The 17,897-nt window shown below is 67.1% G+C and carries 13 protein-coding genes; 5 read left to right on the top strand and 8 right to left on the bottom strand.

From position 1 onward, the window contains the following. Window positions 1-23: 23 nt before the first annotated feature. From ligA to smc, 3 genes are read right to left on the bottom strand one after another with little or no spacing between them, the layout of a single operon-like run. Window positions 24-2,123, bottom strand: coding sequence for an NAD-dependent DNA ligase LigA (gene ligA / locus HV798_RS01180; protein ID WP_175190993.1), 2,100 nt, complete (start codon window positions 2,121-2,123; stop codon window positions 24-26). Continuing rightward, the gene (locus HV798_RS01175) at window positions 2,123-3,202 is read right to left on the bottom strand and encodes a cell division protein ZipA C-terminal FtsZ-binding domain-containing protein (RefSeq protein WP_175190992.1); all 1,080 of its coding nucleotides are present in this window, start codon (window positions 3,200-3,202) and stop codon (window positions 2,123-2,125) included. Before HV798_RS01175 ends, ligA begins: the two co-directional genes overlap by 1 nt. 45 nt (window positions 3,203-3,247) lie before the next feature. Then, complete coding sequence (gene smc / locus HV798_RS01170; RefSeq protein ID WP_175190991.1) at window positions 3,248-6,781, bottom strand: chromosome segregation protein SMC; 3,534 nt, start codon at window positions 6,779-6,781, stop codon at window positions 3,248-3,250. Window positions 6,782-7,092: 311 nt separating this feature from the next. On the opposite strand from smc, the gene lplT reads away from it, so the two are divergent. Then, window positions 7,093-8,412, top strand: a complete 1,320-nt coding sequence (gene lplT / locus HV798_RS01165; protein ID WP_175190990.1) for a lysophospholipid transporter LplT — start codon at window positions 7,093-7,095, stop codon at window positions 8,410-8,412. A gap of 100 nt (window positions 8,413-8,512) precedes the next feature. Here the strand turns inward: lplT and HV798_RS01160 are convergent, their stop codons facing one another. Together HV798_RS01160 and tsaB are read right to left on the bottom strand one after the other, a co-directional pair. Further along, a complete protein-coding gene (locus HV798_RS01160) occupies window positions 8,513-9,523 on the bottom strand; it encodes a uracil-DNA glycosylase (protein ID WP_175190989.1) in 1,011 nt (336 codons plus the stop codon). Beyond that, entirely contained in the window at window positions 9,520-10,785 is a 1,266-nt protein-coding gene (gene tsaB / locus HV798_RS01155) for a tRNA (adenosine(37)-N6)-threonylcarbamoyltransferase complex dimerization subunit type 1 TsaB (protein WP_175190988.1), read from the bottom strand. Before tsaB ends, HV798_RS01160 begins: the two co-directional genes overlap by 4 nt. A 130-nt stretch (window positions 10,786-10,915) precedes the next feature. Between tsaB and risA the strand changes: the two genes are divergently transcribed. The 4 genes from risA to HV798_RS01135 all read left to right on the top strand — a co-directional run bounded on the left by risA (window position 10,916) and on the right by HV798_RS01135 (window position 14,280). Then, complete coding sequence (risA, locus tag HV798_RS01150; protein ID WP_003813882.1) at window positions 10,916-11,650, top strand: response regulator transcription factor RisA; 735 nt, start codon at window positions 10,916-10,918, stop codon at window positions 11,648-11,650. Window positions 11,651-11,684: 34 nt separating this feature from the next. Next, on the top strand, window positions 11,685-13,079 hold the full coding sequence (gene risS, locus HV798_RS01145; protein ID WP_175190987.1) for a sensor histidine kinase RisS: 1,395 nt from the start codon (window positions 11,685-11,687) through the stop codon (window positions 13,077-13,079). 59 nt (window positions 13,080-13,138) lie between these two features. Continuing rightward, the gene (locus tag HV798_RS01140; protein WP_006389231.1) at window positions 13,139-13,687 is read left to right on the top strand and encodes a peroxiredoxin; all 549 of its coding nucleotides are present in this window, start codon (window positions 13,139-13,141) and stop codon (window positions 13,685-13,687) included. Window positions 13,688-13,761: 74 nt separating this feature from the next. Next, window positions 13,762-14,280, top strand: coding sequence for a carboxymuconolactone decarboxylase family protein (locus HV798_RS01135; RefSeq protein WP_025137075.1), 519 nt, complete (start codon window positions 13,762-13,764; stop codon window positions 14,278-14,280). Between the two features lie 104 nt (window positions 14,281-14,384). Here the strand turns inward: HV798_RS01135 and HV798_RS01130 are convergent, their stop codons facing one another. The 3 genes from HV798_RS01130 to ispD form a co-directional block, all read right to left on the bottom strand. Beyond that, window positions 14,385-16,397, bottom strand: coding sequence for a DUF4344 domain-containing metallopeptidase (locus HV798_RS01130; protein ID WP_246288540.1), 2,013 nt, complete (start codon window positions 16,395-16,397; stop codon window positions 14,385-14,387). Window positions 16,398-16,715: 318 nt separating this feature from the next. Beyond that, window positions 16,716-17,201, bottom strand: a complete 486-nt coding sequence (gene ispF / locus HV798_RS01125; protein ID WP_175190985.1) for a 2-C-methyl-D-erythritol 2,4-cyclodiphosphate synthase — start codon at window positions 17,199-17,201, stop codon at window positions 16,716-16,718. Beyond that, window positions 17,198-17,881 (bottom strand): 2-C-methyl-D-erythritol 4-phosphate cytidylyltransferase, encoded by a 684-nt coding sequence (gene ispD, locus HV798_RS01120; protein WP_025137072.1) that lies wholly within the window; start codon window positions 17,879-17,881, stop codon window positions 17,198-17,200. The genes ispF and ispD overlap by 4 nt, the downstream gene beginning before the upstream one ends. Between the last annotated feature and the right edge of the window lie 16 nt (window positions 17,882-17,897).

The raw sequence follows: 17,897 nt of genomic DNA, 5'->3' as shown, positions 1-17,897 counted from the left end.
CCCGGCGGTACGTCGTGTGACGCCTAGGACACGCCCAGCAACGCCTTCAGTTCGTCTTCGTCCAGCACCGTCACGCCCAGTTCCTGGGCCTTGGTGAGCTTGCTGCCGGCGTCTTCGCCGGCCACCAGGTAGGCGGTCTTCTTGGAGACCGAGCCGCTGACCTTGCCGCCGGCCGCCTGGATGCGCATCGAGGCTTCTTCGCGCGTCCAGTTGGGCAACGTGCCCGTCAGGACGAAGGTCTTGCCGGCCAGGGTGGTGTCTTCGGGCACGGCCTCGGCCACCGGCTGCACACCTTGCGCCTTCAGCTGGTCGATGACGTCGCGGTTGTGCTGCTCGGCAAAGAAGCGGCGGATGGAGCCCGCCACGACCGGCCCCACGTCGGGCACGGACGACAGCGCGTCTTCGTCCGCGTCCATGATGGCCTCGATGCTGCCGAAATGGCGGGCCACGTCGCGCGCGGTGGTTTCGCCCACGTGACGGATGCCCAGGGCGAACAGCAGCCGCCCCAGCGCCGGGGCCCGCGCCTTGTCGATGGCCTCGACCAGGTTGTCGGCCGACTTCTGGCCCATGCGGTCCAGGCCCACCAGTTCAAGCGGGCGCAGGCTGAACAGGTCGGCCAGGGATTTGACCCGGCCGCTGTCCACCAGCTGCTCGACCAGCTTTTCGCCCAGGCCTTCGATGTCCAGCGCCTTGCGGCTGGCCGCGTGCCACAGCGTCTGCTTGCGCTGGGCGGCGCAGAACAGGCCGCCCGTGCAGCGGGCGATGGTTTCGTCTTCCAGGCGCTCGATCGCAGAGCCGCAGACCGGGCATGCCTTGGGCATGACGAATTCGCGCGCGTCATCGGGCCGCTTGTCGAGCACGGCACCCACGACCTCGGGAATCACGTCGCCCGCACGCCGCACGATGACCGTGTCGCCGATGCGCACGTCTTTGCGGCGGATTTCGTCTTCGTTGTGCAGGGTGGCATTGGTGACCGTCACGCCGCCCACGAACACCGGTTTGAGCCGGGCGACGGGGGTGATGGCGCCCGTGCGGCCCACCTGCACTTCAATGTCCAGCAGCGTGGTGGTGGCTTCTTCGGCGGGAAACTTGTGCGCCAGGGCAAAGCGCGGCGCGCGCGCCACGAAACCCAGCAGTTTCTGCGCCGGCAGCGAATCGACCTTGTAGACCACGCCGTCGATGTCGTAGGGCAACGAGGCGCGCAGCGCGCCGACCTTGGCGTAGAACGCCATCAGCCCTTCGGCGCCAGTGGCGCGCAGGTTGTGCTTGACGTTGACGGGCAGGCCCAGCGAGGCCAGCCAGTCCAGCATGGCGCCGTGCGACTTCTCGGGCAGCGGCGAGGCTTCGGCGGCGCCCGCCGGGGCCTCGTCGAACAGGCCGTTCTGCCCGCCGGGCAGGCCCTGGACTTCACCCCAGCCATACGCAAAAAAGCGCAGCGGCCGCTTGGCGGTGATGCGCGGATCCAGCTGCCGCAGGCTGCCGGCGGCCGCATTGCGCGGATTGACGAAGACTTTTTCGTCGCGCTTGGCCTGGGCCGCGTTGAGTTTTTCGAAGTCGGCGCGGTTCATCAGGACTTCGCCGCGCACTTCCAGCACCCGGGGCGCGGGGCCGGTCAATTGCAGCGGAATCGCCTTGATGGTGCGGATGTTGGAGGTGACGTCTTCGCCCGTCTGGCCATCGCCGCGGGTGGCGGCCTGCACCAGGCGGCCGTCCTCGTAGCGCAGGCTGATCGCCAGGCCGTCGAGTTTGAGCTCACAGAAGTATTCGGTCTGCGCTGCCGGGCCCAGCAGGCCGGCGCCGCGCAGGGTGTCGGTGACCCGGCGGTCGAATGCCGTCACGTCTTCTTCGTCGAAAGCGTTGCCCAGCGACAGCATGGGCACGGCATGGCGCACGCTGCCGAAGGCCGACACCGGCGCCGCCCCCACGCGCTGCGTGGGCGATTCCGGCGACACCAGTTCAGGATGCGCGGCTTCCAGGTCCTGCAGCTCGCGCATCAGGCGGTCGTAGTCGGCATCCGAGATCGACGGATCGTCGTAGACGTAATAGCGGACGTTGTGCTGTTCGATTTCCGCGCGCAGGCGCGCCGCGGTTTCCGCCGCAGGGGTACTTCCGGCCTTGCTCATTACGCAAACACCCGTTGAGCGCGCTCGCTGCCGGCCGGCAAGCCGGCTTGTTCGAGCTGGCCGAACAGCACTTGCAGGCGTTCGTCGATGACCGTTTCAGAGCCGTCGGCCAAGGGCTTGCCCTGGTCGTCGACCAGGTCGGCGCGCAACCGGGCAGCCAGTTCGCGGCCCACGTCGACCATGCGGCCGAAGGCGCGGCTGTCCGCCGGGCTGCACGGCACGTCCAGCAGCAGGTACAGGCGTTCGATGCCGCCCATGCCGGCGTCGAAGGCGGCGCCATCGGCGCGTGCCAGCGTGAAGCGGGCCACGCCGTTCTCGGCCGGCCAGGCCAGGCGGTTGCCGTCGGCCACGAAGCCGGCGTCGCGAGCGACGCTCAGGACTTCGGCGGCCGGTTGGGCGGCGCCCAGCAGCAGCGTCAGGCCAACCTGGGTGTCCAGCGCGGCGCAGGTGTCATCCAGGCGGGCGGCCTGTTCCAGCACGGCTTGTTGGTCGGGGCCTTCGATCAGGGCGTCAAAGCGTTCGGCCATGTCCTGGGCGCGGGCCCAGGCCTGCGACCATTCGATAGCGGTCAGGGGGCCGCTGCGGTTGGCCAGCAGCACGGCCAGTTGCATGGACGCATACGATTCGCCAGCATGCACGCGCGCGCGGTGGCGGCGCTGGTCGGTTTCGGCGAACACGCGCATGGGCTTGCGGCCCACGTGGCGCAAGCTTTGCATATAGGGCAGCAGGTCGGCGCCGCGCACCGGCTCGGCGAAGTTGATCTCGATGACCACTTCGCAGGCGGGATCGGGTTCTTCGGCGTCGTCGGCATCGCTGCCCGGATCGACCGGCTTGGGTTGCTCGGGGTGTGCCTTGGGGGCATCGCCCATGCCGGGCTCGCGCCGTGCGGACGCGCCGCCCGCGGCAGCAGCGCCCGCGGCCGCACCGGCTCCCGCGCCCAGCAGGGGATCCTGCTCGGAGGTGGGGAAATGGCTTTGCATCTTGCGGCGGACGCGGCGGTCTTGCCACCAATTGAAGCCCAGCACCAGCAGTATCAGCAAGACGCCCAGGGCAATCAGCCCGATCTGCAAATCACTCATGTGTAAATCCCGCGCCATGAAGCCGGCGCCATTCTGAATATTGGTTTATGCCGCTTCGGAGGCCATCATCTGGACGGCCGAATCTATATCTACCGCAACGATACGCGAAACCCCCTGCTCTTGCATGGTGACGCCGATCAGTTGCTTGGCCATCTGCATCGCGATCTTGTTGTGCGAGATGAACAGGAACTGGGTCTGCTCGCTCATGTTGGCGACCAGGTTGGCGTAGCGTTCGGTGTTGGCGTCGTCCAGCGGCGCGTCCACTTCGTCCAGCAGGCAGAACGGCGCGGGGTTCAGTTTGAACAGCGCGAACACCAGCGCGGTCGCGGTCAGGGCCTTTTCGCCGCCGGACAACAGGTGGATGGTGCTGTTGCGCTTGCCCGGGGGCTGCGCCATCACCTGCACGCCCGCATCGAGGATTTCCTCGCCGGTCATGGTGAGCTTGGCCTCGCCTCCGCCGAACAGCTTGGGGAAGAGTTCGCCAAAGTGGCCGTTGACCACGTTGAAGGTCTCTTGCAGCAGCTCGCGGGTTTCGCGGTCGATCTTGCGGATGGCGTCTTCGAGGGTCTCGATGGCGGTCATCAGGTCCTGGTGCTGGGCATCCAGGAACCCCTTGCGCTCGCGCGAGGTGTTCAGTTCGTCCAGCGCGGCCAGGTTGACCGAGCCCAGGGATTCGATCTGGCGCGAGATGCGCGTGACTTCCGATTGCAGCCAGTTGGCGCGGCGCCATTCGTCGGGCTGGTTGGCCAGGTCCTGGGCCAGGGCCTCGCGGTCGACTTCGCGCGCGTTCAGCTGCTCGGTGAATTGCTCTTCGGCCAGGCGGGCGGCCTGCTCTTGCAACTGCAATTCGGTGATGCGGGCACGGCGCGGCTCGAGCGTGCGCTCTTGCTGCATGCGGTCTTCGTCGGCGCCACGCAGCAGGGCCGACAGGTTTTCCATTTCCTGGCGGGCACGCGACAGCGCGTCTTCGCGCTCGGCGCGCAGTTCCAGGGCGTCCTGCAGGCCGGCCTGCGAGGCCGAGGCGTCCAGGTCGACCAGATCCGCCTGCAATTGCTCGAGTTCGACGCTGGCGCGCTGGCTCTGGTCGGCCGCCAATTGCTGGTTGCGCTGCAGGTCGGTGATGCGGACCTGGATGCCGCGTTCGGCGAATTCGGCTTCCTGGGCGGCGCGTTCCAGTTCGCGCAGGCGGGTGCGGGCGGCCTCGGCCTGGGCGGCCAGGGTTTCGCCGTCCATTTCGGCGTCGGCGAACTTGGATTGGTGTTCGGCCAGTTCCTCGTCCAGGGTCTCGAAACGGGCTTCGGCCTCTTCGCGGGTGGCGCGCAGGTCTTCTTCGTGGACCGAGATTTCTTCCAGGTCCTGGCGCAGGCGCGAGGCGCGTTCGCCGGACTGCTCGGCCTGCTGTTGCAGGCGCGAGTGTTCCAGCTGGATGTCATGTACCCGGCGGGTGACTTCGGCCACGCGTTGGCGCGCCGGCGCGATGGCCTGGCTGACCTGCTGCCAGGCCACCTCGGCGCGGGCCACCGCGGCGCGCGCCTGGTCGGTGATCAGTTGCTGGGCCTTGATCTCGCGTTGCAGGTTTTCGATTTCCTGCTGGCGGGCCAACAGGCCGGCCTGTTCGGAATCCGGGGCGTAGAAGCGCACGCTGTGCGCATCGACCAGGTGGCCGGCCTTGACCACGCAGGCCGAACCGGCCGGCAGCGAGGCGCGCAGCGCCAGGGCCTGGGTCAGGTCGGTGGCGGTATAGATGCCGCCCAGCCACTCGTTGAGCAGCGTGCGCAGGTCGGGATCGGTGATGCGCAGCAGGCTGGCCAGCGACGTCATGCCGGCCGGCGCGGCCGGGGCAGGCGCCGCGGGCGGCAATTGGTAAAAGGCCAGGCGGGCGGGCGGCGCATCGTCGGAGAACGCGCGGGCCCAGTCCAGGTTGCGCACTTCCAGCGAGGCCATGCGCTCGCGCAGCGCGGCTTCCAGGGCGGTTTCCCAGCCCGGTTCGACGTGCAGCTTCTGCCACAGGCGCGCCAGGCCAGCCAGTTCGTGCTTGGCCAGCCAGGGTTCCAGTGCGCCCTGCTTCTGCACGTCTTCCTGCAGCTTGACCAGCGCGGACAGGCGGGCTTCCAGGCGGGCGAGGTTCTGCGCGTCGGTCTGGGCGGCCGCCTGGGCGCGGCTGCGCTCGGCGTCGGCTTCGGGCACGCGGCCTTCCAGGGTGGCCAGCTCTTCCTGGGCTTCTTCAAGCTGGTCTTCACCCGCCACGCGGTCGCCGGCCAACTGTTCCAGGCGCACCGGGTCGGGGCTGTGCAATTCGCGCAGTTCCTGTTGCAGGCGTTCGCGGCGCTGCTCCAGGGTCTGCATCTGGCGGTCGGCGTCGCGCTGCGTCTGCGCCACCAGGGCCAGGTTCTGTTCCACCCGGGCCAGGGCGGCGCGCATCTCGTCGCGGCCCGAGGCCGCTTCGCGCACCCGCTGCTCGACCGCCGGCAAGGCGGCCTGGGCGTCTTCCGCGGTAGCGCGGGCCTCTTCCGTACGGGCGGCGCCGGCCGCCAGGTCTTCTTCGGCCTGCGCGATCTGCTCGGTGCAGTGTTCGCGCTGGGTGGTCCATTCGGCGATCTGCTGCTGCAACTGGTCGCGGCGCGCCTGCAGGCGATTGCGGGAATCCACTACGTGGCGGATCTCGGCCTCGAGGCGGCTCACCTGGGCGTTGGCTTCGTACAGCGCCCCCTGGGCCGCATGGACGGCGTCGCTGGCCGCGTAGTGGGCCTGGCGGCGGGATTCCAGCGCGGCTTCACCGGCCCGCAAGCCGGCAATGGCGGCTTCAAGCTCGTTCTGGGCCTGCGCCATTTCCTGGGTTTTTTTGGCGCGCTCTTCGCGGGCGCCGGTTTCCTTCAGGAACCACAGGGCATGCTGCTTCTTTTCGCCGTCGGCCTGCAGCTCGCGGTAGCGGGTAGCGACCTCGGCCTGGGCTTCCAGCTTTTCCAGCTGGCTGTTCAGTTCGCGCAGGATGTCTTCGACGCGGGTCAGGTTCTCGCGCGTGTCGGACAGGCGGTTTTCGGTTTCGCGGCGGCGCTCTTTGTAGCGCGACACGCCCGCGGCCTCTTCCAGGAACACCCGCAATTCCTCGGGGCGCGCCTCGATCAGGCGGTTGATCATGCCCTGGCCGATGATGGCGTAACCACGCGCGCCCAGGCCGGTGCCCAGGAAGATGTCGTGGATGTCGCGGCGGCGGACCTGCTGGTTATTGACGAAATAGCTGCTGGCGCCATCGCGGGTCAGCACGCGGCGCACGGCGATTTCGGCGTAGGTGCTCCATTGCCCGGCGGCGCGGCCTTCGCTGTTGTCGAACACCATTTCGACCGACGCCCGGGCCGCCGGCTTGCGGTTGCCCGAGCCGTTGAAAATGACGTCCTGCATGGACTCGCCGCGCAGCTCCGAGGCCTTGGCCTCGCCGAGCACCCAGCGCACCGCGTCGATGATGTTCGATTTGCCGCAGCCATTGGGACCCACCACGCCGACCAGCTGGCTGGGCACGGGAATCACGGTGGGATCGACGAAAGACTTGAAGCCGGCGAGTTTTAGCTGAGTAAGACGCACAGTACGATGACGACGGGGTGGGTTGAACGAAAGGCGTTAACGGACCTGCCGCACACATTGCAAACCGGCCCCAGGGGGGCCGGCTTACGTATGGGTCGTATGATACCGCAGGCAGTCTGTCCCCAAACGTGAACAACGGTCAAGCCGGGGCTGCCCGCATCCAGGGTCCCCCTGGGCTGACCTGCCGCAACCCACGGGCAAACGCTCAATAGCCCTACCCGCGCCACGGGCTATACTCGCTGACACTTTTTCGCAAGACACATAATTTTCACGCAGACTGACCGGGCTCAGGTCAAAGAACGGGGACATTCTTGAAACGAGGTTTCTATCTGGTCATGGCCGCGCAGGCCTTCTCGTCATTGGCGGACAACGCGCTGTTCATCGCAGCGATCGCCTTGATACAGGAACTGCACGGCCCCGACTGGTTAGCGCCCTTGATGAAGTGGTCGTTCGCGCTGGCCTACGTGGTCCTGGCGGCCTTTGTCGGCGCCCTGGCGGATTCCTTCCCCAAGGGCCGCGTCATGTTCTCGACCAACGCCCTGAAGGTCGCCGGCTGCCTGCTGATGTTCTCGTACGCCAGCGTCGGCGTCGCCCCTGAATACCAGACCTATCTCGTCTGCGCCGCCTACGCGGTCGTGGGCATCGGCGCCGCCGCCTACTCCCCCGCCAAGTACGGCATCGTCACCGAGATGCTGCCCCCGACCATGCTGGTCAAGGGCAACAGCTGGATCGAAGGCCTGACCGTTTTCTCCATCATCCTGGGCACGGTGCTGGGCGGGCTGCTGATCTCGACCACGGTGTCGACCGCGCTGCTGAACCACTCGTTCATCGGCAAGCTGGTGCACACGCCGGCCGAGGCCGCCATCCTGGTCATCGCCTTCGTCTACCTGCTGGCGGCGCTGTGCAACCTGCTGATTCCGCACACCCACGTGCGCTATCCGCCGCAGCAGAAGAACCCGGTCAAGCTCATCCGCACGTTCTGGGGCTATGTCTGCGTGCTCTGGCGCGACAAGCTGGGCCAGATCTCCCTGGCCGTCACCACGCTGTTCTGGGGCGCGGGCGCTACTTTGCAACTGATTGTCATCGAGTGGGGCCGCAGTCACCTGGGCTACCAGCTCGACAAGGCTTCGATGCTGATGGGCGTGGCCGCCCTGGGCACGGTGGTCGGTTCCATCCTGGCCGGCCGCATCCCGCTGCGCCGCGCGCTGGCGGTGCTGCCCGTGGGCGCCGCGATGGGCCTGGTCGTGCTGCTGATGCCACTGGTGTATTCGCCCTGGAGCGTCTACCTGCTGCTGCTGCTCACCGGCGGCCTGGCCGGCTTCTTCGTGGTGCCCATGAACGCCCTGCTGCAGCATCGCGGCCACGTGCTGCTGTCCGCCGGCCACTCGATCGCCGTGCAGAACTTCAACGAGCAGCTCAACATCCTGCTGATGGTGGCCATGTACACCCTGCTGCTGTGGCTGCAACTGCCCATCAACGTCATCATTGTGATCTTCGGCACCGTGGTCGCCGTGCTGATGGTGGTGTTCATGCGCTGGAGCAAGCGCAACCTGGCCGCCAACCCCGACCTGCACGATCAGATCGGCCAGGAAGGCCACGGCCACGCGCTGGACTCGACCAAGAGCCACTGACGCGCTGCCAGCATGACAAAGGCCGGCTGTCCCTCACGGACAGCCGGCCTTTTTTCTTGCCCCGGCCCCGAGACCAGCGCCCCGGGACCGCCAGGCCCGCCTACATGCGGGCCGCCAGCTTCAGGTCCTGCCAGGCGCGCGCCTTCTCGACGGGGCTGCGCAGCAGATAGGCCGGGTGGTAGCTCACGATCACCGGAATCTCGCGCCCTTCGTCCGTCTTCATCTGGTGGATGCGGCCGCGCAGGCTGCCGATGGTGGCATCGGTGCCCAGCAACGCCTGGGCGGCGAACCGGCCCAGCACCAGGATGCGCTCGGGCTTGAGCAACGCGATCTGGCGCATCAGGTAGGGACTGCAGGCGGCGATTTCCTCGGGCTTGGGATTGCGGTTGCCCGGCGGCCGGCACTTGATGACGTTGGCAATGAAGACATCGCGCTCGCGGCTCATGCCCACCGCCGACAGCATCGCGTCCAGCAATTGACCGGAGCGGCCCACGAAAGGCTGGCCCTGGCGGTCTTCCTGTTCGCCCGGAGCCTCGCCCACCACCAGCCAGCGCGTGGGCTGGCCGCCGTGGCCGAACACCGCATGGCGCCGCCCTTCGCACAGGCCGCAAGCGGTGCAGGCCAGAACCTGCTCGCGCAATTCATCCAGGGTGGCGTTCTTGACCGCCTCGCCCACCGGCACTCGCACGGGCGCGGTGTCGGAGGCGGGATCCGCCTTCGGCGCCGGACGCGGCGGCGGACCGCTGCGCACGGCGACGGCAGGGGCACCGGCACGGGGCGCCACCGCCGGCGGCGTCGCCGCTGAGGGCATACCCGCTTGGGGCGTACCCGCTGGGGGCATACCCGCTTGGGGCATACCCGCCTGGCTCCCTTCCGCAGACACGGCTGGCGCCGCGGCAGCGATCTGCGCCGCCGGGCTGGCCGTCACTGGCGGCGGCGAGGACGCTTGTCCGACCGCAGCAGAATCTGTTTTTGAAACAACGACTTGCGGCGCCGGCGTGGCGACCGGGCGCAGCCACAGGCGCTCCATGCCCAGCTCGCGCAGCCACAGGCGCTGCAGCGGGTTGACGCGGGGCGCGGACGAGGCCGGCGCGGCGTTCGGGGCCGTCATGCCGCCACTCCCTGGGGCGCGGCCAGCGCATCAAAGCGCTTCTGCATCACCAGGGCGTCTTCGCGCCCGCCTTTCTCGGCCGGGTAGTAGCCCCGCCGCAATCCGATCTGCAGATAGCCGCGAGCCTTGTAGAACGCGACGGCCGACACGTTGGACGGCCGCACTTCCAGCAGCACGCCCTCCAGGCCGCGCTCGCGCGCCTGCTGCTCGCACCAGTCCAGCAACACGCTGCCCAGCCCCTGGCGGTGCAGGCTGCGGGCCACGGCAATCACCAGCACGTGGGCCACGTCGGGCGCAAACATCACGATACAGAAGCCCGCCACCCGGCCTTCGCGCCGCAGCGTCCAGGCACCGTAGCCGGCCGCCAGCGCGTCGGCAAAGTTGCCGCGGGTCCAGGGAAAGGACTGCACATTGGCCTCGATCGCGACGACCTCGTCCAGGTCCGCGTCGGTCAGCGGCTGCGGACACACCGGCGCCAGGGTCGAAGGGGCCTTCGGGTTACCGCCCTCGCCGCGCTGGCGCTCGGCGGTGGTGAACGCCACCTTGTCGCGCACGTACAGCGGCGCGGCCTGTTCCGGCGGCACGGCGTCGCCGCGCAGCCAGCCCTGGCGCGCCAGGCGCGCCACGCTGGCCGCCTCGGGCCGCAGGGCCTCGCTGGCGCGGCGCCAGGTATCAGGCGCGGTCATCTCGGCGGCGTAGGCATCCCAGGCGTCGCCGGCCAGCGCCACGGTCAGCGGCCTGCCGGCGCTGCGCGACCAGCCGGGCAGATGGTGCGCCGCCCAGGGCACGACTTCGGCGGCGGCGATCAGCAGCGGCGCCTGCAGGGTTTCCCAGACGGGTTCGCCGTCCGCGGCGCCGGCCTGGCGGTACACCGCCAGATAGACCTCATTCATGCGAGCGTCCAGCGCCACCACGATGGCCTCGTCCGCCCCGCCGCCGGCCTGGGCAGCCACGGCCTGGTGCGACACAATGGGCAACACCGGAATGCCCAGCCCCATGCCCATGCCCTGGGCCACGCCGCAGGCCACCCGCAGGCCGGTAAAGCCGCCTGGCCCCTGGCCAAACGCCACCGCATGCAGGGCGCCCGGGGGCAATCCGGCCTGGGCCAGCAGCTCGTTGGCCATGGGCAAGAGCCGTTCCGCGTGCTCCTGGGACCCCTCGTGTTCGCGCACGCTGACCTCCAACCGGTCGCCCGACGCGCGCAAAAGGGCCACGCCGCAACGCGACGAAGAGGTTTCCAGAGCCAGCAGGTTTAGTTCCATAGGAGCAGATTGTACGAAATACCGGGCCGTTCCCCCGTATGTAAGGGGGATTTCAACCATGGTTCGCAATGTGTAATATCTTGTGAACGCCTACTAGCCGCTGGTTCTTGTCACTGTTACATTTCCGGCCATGAATACGCAAAACACCACCCCCACCCGAAAAATCCTCGTCGTTGACGATGATCCGCGCTTGCGCGATTTGCTGCGTCGGTATTTGTCCGAACAGGGATTCAACGTTTTCGTTGCCGAAGACGCCAAAGAGATGGGCAAACTCTGGCAACGCGAGCACTTCGACCTGCTCGTGCTGGATCTGATGCTGCCCGGCGAAGATGGTCTGTCCATTTGCCGCCGGCTGCGCGGTGGCCACGACAACACGCCCATCATCATGCTGACGGCCAAAGCGGAAGAAATCGACCGCATCGTCGGCCTGGAGATGGGCGCGGACGACTATCTGTCCAAACCCTTCAACCCCCGGGAACTGCTGGCTCGGATCAACGCGATCCTGCGCCGCCGCGGTACCGAGGAACATCCCGGCGCCCCCAGCCAGGAAAACGAATCCATCGCCTTCGGTCCCTACGTGCTGAACCTGTCGACCCGTACGCTCACGCGCAACGGCGAACAGGTGCCGATCACGACGGGTGAATTCTCGGTGCTCAAGGTCTTTGCGCGCCACCCGAAGATCCCCCTGTCCCGCGACAAGCTCATGGAACTGGCGCGTGGCCGCGAGTACGAAGCCTTCGACCGCAGCCTCGACGTTCAGATCTCGCGCCTGCGCAAGCTGATCGAACCGAATCCGTCCAAGCCCGTATTCATCCAGACCGTCTGGGGTCTCGGATACGTGTTTGTGCCGGACGGTGGTAGCTGATCGACACGCCCGCCCCGGGCAGGAGCGCAGCCTCGTGCCCCGCTTGCGCAGAACCTTCAGGAACCTGACTTCACGTTTGCGGCTCGGCTTGTTCGGCCGCACGTTCCTGCTGCTGGCCGCGCTGATGCTGGTCAGCCTGGGGGCGTGGCTACAAGTCTTCTTCAGCATGGAGCTGGGACCGCGCGCCAATCAAATGGCGCAGCGGGTGATCACGGCCGTCAATATCACGCGCACCGCGCTGATCTACTCCCATAACGGCGAACGCAGCAAGCTCCTGCTCGACCTGGCCACCAACGAAGGCATCCAGGTCTATCCGCGCGAGGTCACCGACTTCGCCGAAGCCCTGCCCGACGACGATTACTGGCAGCGCGTTGCCCAGCACATCCGCACCCGCTTCGGCCCCGAGACGCAGATCGCGTGGGGGGTGAACCAGGTACCCGGCTTCTGGGTCAGCTTCCAGATCGAAAAAGACCTGTACTGGCTGGTGTTCGAACGCGAGCAGATCGGCCTGACCGGCGGCATCGAATGGCTGGGCTGGGGCGCCACGGCGCTGCTGTTGTCCCTGGTGGGTGCGGCGGTCAGCGTGGGCTTCGTCAACCGACCGCTGTCACGCCTGGCGCGTGCGGCCCAGGTGCTGTCGCGCGGGGAAACGCCTGCGCCGCTGCCCGAGCAGGGGCCGCTGGAAATCCGCGACCTCAATGCCTCGTTCAACCGCATGGCGAAAGACTTGCGGCAGGCCGAGGCCGACCGGGAACTGATGCTGGCGGGCATTTCTCACGACCTGCGCACGCCGCTGGCACGCATGCGCCTGGAAATCGAGCTGAGCGGCGTGTCCGAAGACGCTCGCCAGGCCATTGACGAAGACCTGGGCCAGATCGACCACAGTATCGGCCAGTTGATGGAATACGCCCGCCCGGCCGGCACCCTGCCGCAGCTGGCCACCGACATCTCGGCGGTGCTGGCCGAGCTGTACGAGCGCGAGCGCAGCCATACCTCGTCGCTGGGCGGCGACCTGGAAGCCTCGCTCGAACCCGGCCTGCGCGCCCGCATCACGGCGCTGGACCTCAAGCGCATCGTCAGCAACCTGATCGAAAACGCGCGCCGCTACGGCCGTTCCAGCGACGGGCAGGCCCATTTGGTCATGACACTGCAAGCTGAGGGCGGCATGATCGTCATCGAGGTGTCGGACCGTGGGCCCGGCATCGCCCCCGAAGACGTCGACCGCCTGCTGCGGCCGTTCTCGCGCGGCGAAGCTGCCCGCACCGGCGTCAGCGGCGCGGGCCTGGGCCTGGCGATCGTCGAGCGCCTGCTCAAGCACGTGGGCGGCGCCCTGCGCATGCTGCCCCGCGAGGGCGGCGGCCTGGTTGCCCGGATAGAGTTGCCCAAAGCCAAATTTAGGAATTATCAATTAGACAACGATAATCCATAGCGTAGAATTTATGGTTTGAGGCACAGCCTTAATTCCACCAACAACTACTGGGAGTAAACATGAAAACTGTTGGCGACAAACTCGAGCCCTTCAAGGTTACCGGCGTCAAGCCCGGCTTCAACCAGCACGAAGAAAACGGCGTGTCCGCATTCGAAGACATCACCGAAAGCTCGTTCCCCGGCAAGTGGAAGGTGATCTACTTCTACCCGAAAGACTTCACGTTTGTTTGCCCGACCGAAATCGTCGGCTTCAACAAGCTGGCCAAGGATTTCGAAGACCGCGACGCCGTCCTGCTGGGCGGCTCGAGCGACAACGAATTCGTCAAGCTGGCCTGGCGCCGTGAGCACCCGGACCTGAACAAGCTGGGTCACTATCAGTTCGGCGACACCACCGGCGCCCTGATCGACCAGCTGGGCGTTCGCGAAAAGGGTGCTGGCGTTGCCCTGCGCGCCACCTTCATCGTTGACCCGGACAACACGATCCAGCACGTTTCGGTGAACAACCTGAACGTCGGCCGTAACCCGGAAGAAGTTCTGCGTCTGCTCGACGGTCTGCAAACCGACGAGCTGTGCCCGTGCAACCGTACGGTTGGCGGCGCCACGCTGTAATTTCCAGCCCGGCCGAGGACCTGCTTGCGGGTCCTTCGCTGGGCTTTAACTGCTCTAGATTATAGGTAAAAACTATGGAATTTCTTACGACCATTAAGGAACAGCTGCCGGATTGGGCCAAGGACATCCGCCTGAATCTGGACGCCGTGATCGCCCGCTCGACGCTGGCCCCGGAAGACGCCGTCGGCGCCGCCCTGTCGGCCGCCTATGCCGCGCGCAGCCCGGTGCTGGTCGAGGCCTTCAAGAGCGGCCTGTCCGAAGCCGACGCCAATGCCGCATTGACCGCGTCCGCGCTCATGGGCATGAACAACACCTGGTACCCGTACGTCGAAATGACCGGCGATGCCCAATTGAAGAGCCTGCCGGCCCAGTTGCGCATGAACGCCTACGCCACCCATGGCGGCGTCGACAAGAAGCGCTTCGAGCTGTTCGCCCTGGTGGCCTCCATCATCGGCAAGTGCCACTTCTGCGTCGCTTCGCACTACGAGAACCTGAAGAAGGACGGCCTGTCGACGGAACAACTGCGCGACGCCGGCCGCATCGCCTCCGTGGTCAACGCCGCCGCCCTGGCGCTGGCTGCCCAAGGCAAGTAATTCCGCGTTTCGCGACGATAAAAAAGCCCGCCTGTGCGAACAGGCGGGCTTTTTGTCGAGTGGCGATCGCGCCGGCCGGCTGGCCAACGGCGGCGCCGTCGGGGTCAGTTGCCCTGGGCTGCCTTGACCTGCACGGTCGGCAGGCCGTTGGCGACCCAGGCCTCGATGCCGCCGCGGTACCAGTAGGCCGGCCAGCCCAGGGTGCCGGCGCGCAGCGCGGCGTTATAGGACGAACGGTCGTTCATGCTGGCGCCGATGAAGACCAGGGGCACGTTGTGCTCTTGCTCGGTGCCGGTCTTTTTGTGCAGCCACCCGTCGAATGCGTTCTGCATCTGGTCCGCCACGCTGCCATCCTGGCCCGCATCGATCAGCGGATACGCATCCGGCACGGTTTCACGCAGGCCGCTGGTATCGATCATCATGAGGTTTTTCTCATTCTTGAGCAGATAGACCAGGTCCTTGGTGGTGATCACCTTGGCACGGGGGTGGCTGGTGGGCGTCGGGCCTTTGTACGGCGCCGAGAACAGCAGGTTCGTCGGCGGCACGCCCATGTCCTTGAGCTCATCGAAGCCGCCTGACGGCGCGCGCTGAGGCTGGCCGCCAGCGGGCTGCTGCTGGGGCTGCTGTTGTGGTTGCTGTTGCGGTTGCCGGGGCTGTTGCCCAGGTGCGCCGCCTTGCTTGATCTCGCCGCCGACCGTGCCCATTTCGATGTCGGAAATCATCACCGCGATGTTCTCGATCAGCTCATAGCACATCGTGATGGTGCCTTCACGCGGGCTGTACCAGGCATTGAGCTTGCCGCAGTCCTTGAAGGTCACGTTCACCGGCCGCGGCAGCACGTAGGTCTTGCCCAGCAGCTTGATGTTGTCGCCAATGGCTTGCGACAGGTTGTTGGCGAACAGGTTGCCGATGCGGCGCGAGGACGGTTCGAAGGTCACGTTGACCGGAGCGCCGGGCGCGTTGGCCGGCTGCTGGCCGTCCGGCGTCCAGGCGCCGACACGGGTGTACGGGGCCAGAATCCGGCGCCAGGCACGGTTCTGCTTGGTGAACTCGTCACCGCAACGGGCCTTGGTGCGGTCTTCGAAGCCGACCTGCTCGACCAGCGATTCGAACACGCCCGGGTTGCCGCCGTACATGATGCACAGCATGTTGCGAAAGCGCTTGAGGTCGCCCGTGTGCTCATCCTGCCAGGGCGAGTTGCCCGCGCCCTTGGCTTCGGCCAGCTTGCCGCTGTAGTACCACTGCAGCGCCGCGTACTTGGCCGCGCCCTGCACCATGGTGTTGGTGTCCTTGTCGTCGGACGGGTACATGGTCGGCTCGACGATGTGCAGCGCCGAATAGATATCGACCGCGTCTTCCTCGGCGCCCGTCGACGGCAGCTCCAGTTCGCCGATCAGCGCGTGGCCGAACTCGTGCAGGAAAATGCTGCGCATGATGCCGACGTAGACCGCCACGATGCGGGTGGAGTCGCCGCCGAAACGGGGATAGGGGCCCGAGCCCGGCAAGCCGCTGTTGTTGCCCGAGGCCGGGGCCTGCTGGGGCGCGGTCTTCTGAGGCGCGCCCTGCTGCCCGCCGCCGCCGCTGCGTGCCGGCAAGCCGCCGGTCTGGGCGTTGCCGCCGCCGGACTTGGCGGGTGCCAGGTTGGAATTGACCGTGAAGTCGGCGATGCCGAACGTGCCGACGTCGTACGCCATGATGCCAACCTCGGAACCCAGCGCAGCGGCGTCCTCGACGTCGCCGACCTTCTGGCCGTTCACGATGAAGCGCGCGGCACCCGGAACTTCCACCACCTTGATGCGGTCGGAACCATCGAGCTTGGCCAGGTTGGGCACCGACGCGATGTCGCGGCGGTTCTGCCCGTCCAGGCAGAACAGCTGCGTGTTCTTGTCAGCGGTGATTTCGATCAGGCACAGGCCCTTGCGTGCGCGGTTGGTCAGCGCGACGCCGATGGAGGCCTTGGGCTTCTGCGAATTCAGGACGACGTTGACGTCGATGATGCGGCCCGTTTCCGGCGCCGGGCCGAGATTCAGGTACAGCGTCTGTTCGCTGCCGCTGGTCTCTTTGTTGCGCAGGGTGAACCAGCCATCCTGGACCCCTGCGGTCCAGCCTTGCAGCATTTGCTGCCGTACCGCGCCGGCCAGCGGGCCGAGTTGCTGCTCGAATTCAGCATGTGCTGGCGAACCAAATGCGACGAGGGCCAAAAACAGGGCAACGCCACGTACATGCATCCTAGTGTCCCTAATATTCAGGCGAGAATAGCGGAGAATATTCCAGTTCAAACCGGGTCGCAAGACGAAAACAGGCCGTGATTTCGGCCGTCAGGCCCAAACGGCGCGGCATCTGGGCCAAGCCGCAATAAGGACGCCACTCGCGCCCATATTTTCCGTTTGTTAATTAGTTATATACATGTATCCGCGTATATAAAAAAACAACGGTCAGGCGCGAGCGAGCAGCGCCACCACGGTGGCCGAGATGCCTTCCTTGCGGCCCAGATACCCCAGCCCTTCGTTGGTCTTGGCCTTGATGTTGACCTCGGTTTCAGCCAGGCCGGTATCCGCGGCGATGTGCTTGACCATGGCGGGCGCGTGCGGGCCGATCTTGGGCGCCTGCGCATGCACGGTGGCGTCGATATTGACGGGTACCCAGCCGGCGGCGCGCACGCGCGCCATGGCCTCGCGCAGCAATACCCGGCTGTCCGCGCCCTTAAAGGCGGGATCTGTGTCCGGAAAGTGGCGGCCGATGTCGCCCAGGCCGGCCGCGCCCAGCAGGGCATCCGTGATGGCGTGCAGCAGCACATCCGCATCGGAATGGCCCAACAGGCCGTGCGTGTGGGGGATGGTCACGCCGCCGATGATCAGCGGGCGGCCCTCGACCAGCGCGTGTACGTCAAAACCTTGTCCGACGCGGAAGGGAATACTCATAGCCATTTTTCCATCAGTTCGAAATCGTCCGGCCAGGTCACTTTGAAATTGCGCATCGCGCCCGGCACCAGCAGGGGCGCATAGCCCGCGGCTTCCAGGGCCGAGGCCTCGTCGGTGACCGCCACGCCGTTCACGGCGGCGGCCGTCAGGGCGTCGCGCAGCGCGCCGGCCCGGAACATCTGCGGGGTCTGGGCCAGCCACAGGCCGTTGCGGTCCAGCGTGCGCTCGACCCGCTCGTGGCCGCCCTTGACCGTGTCGGCCACCGGCAGCGCCAGCAGGCCGCCCACGGGGTCTTGCAGGCAGGCGTCGATCAGGCGGGCCAGCGCGGCGGCGGGCAGGCCGGGACGGGCGGCATCGTGTACCAGCACCCAGGTATCGTCGGGTACGCCGCTATCGGCCAAGGCCCCGGCCACGGTATCGGCGCGGGTGGCGCCGCCGCAGGCCCGCCAGACGGTGCGCGGCAAGCCGGCCAAGGCCTGGTCGACCCAGCCGTCGCCCGGCGTCACGGCCACCCGCACCTGCGACACGCGGTCGTCGGCCAGCAACGCCAGGACCGCGTGGCGCAGCATGGGCTGTCCGGCCAGCGGACGATACTGTTTGGGCACGGCCTCGGCGCCGGGCCGGCTGGCGCGGGCGCCGACGCCCGCGGCAGGAACGATCGCAATGATTGAGTCAGACATGGTTCGGTGATTTTAT

The sequence above is a fragment of the Achromobacter deleyi genome (assembly GCF_902859705.1).
In the GTDB taxonomy this organism is placed as follows: Bacteria; Pseudomonadota; Gammaproteobacteria; order Burkholderiales; family Burkholderiaceae_B; genus Achromobacter; species Achromobacter deleyi.
Note: the sequence above shows the minus strand (reverse complement) of the source record. Positions and strands in the feature narration are given on the sequence as shown.

Bases quoted from the DNA above. Each gene is read 5' to 3' on its own strand.
- HV798_RS01160 (WP_175190989.1), bottom strand. From the start codon at position 9,523: ATGACGGCCCCGAACGCCGCGCCGGCCTCGTCCGCGCCCCGCGTCAAC.
- ligA (WP_175190993.1), bottom strand. From the start codon at position 2,123: ATGAGCAAGGCCGGAAGTACCCCTGCGGCGGAAACCGCGGCGCGCCTG.
- ispF (WP_175190985.1), bottom strand. From the start codon at position 17,201: ATGAGTATTCCCTTCCGCGTCGGACAAGGTTTTGACGTACACGCGCTG.
- HV798_RS01130 (WP_246288540.1), bottom strand. From the start codon at position 16,397: ATGCTGCAAGGCTGGACCGCAGGGGTCCAGGATGGCTGGTTCACCCTG.
- tsaB (WP_175190988.1), bottom strand. From the start codon at position 10,785: ATGGAACTAAACCTGCTGGCTCTGGAAACCTCTTCGTCGCGTTGCGGC.
- HV798_RS01140 (WP_006389231.1), top strand. From the start codon at position 13,139: ATGAAAACTGTTGGCGACAAACTCGAGCCCTTCAAGGTTACCGGCGTC.
- ispD (WP_025137072.1), bottom strand. From the start codon at position 17,881: ATGTCTGACTCAATCATTGCGATCGTTCCTGCCGCGGGCGTCGGCGCC.
- risA (WP_003813882.1), top strand. From the start codon at position 10,916: ATGAATACGCAAAACACCACCCCCACCCGAAAAATCCTCGTCGTTGAC.
- HV798_RS01135 (WP_025137075.1), top strand. From the start codon at position 13,762: ATGGAATTTCTTACGACCATTAAGGAACAGCTGCCGGATTGGGCCAAG.
- HV798_RS01175 (WP_175190992.1), bottom strand. From the start codon at position 3,202: ATGAGTGATTTGCAGATCGGGCTGATTGCCCTGGGCGTCTTGCTGATA.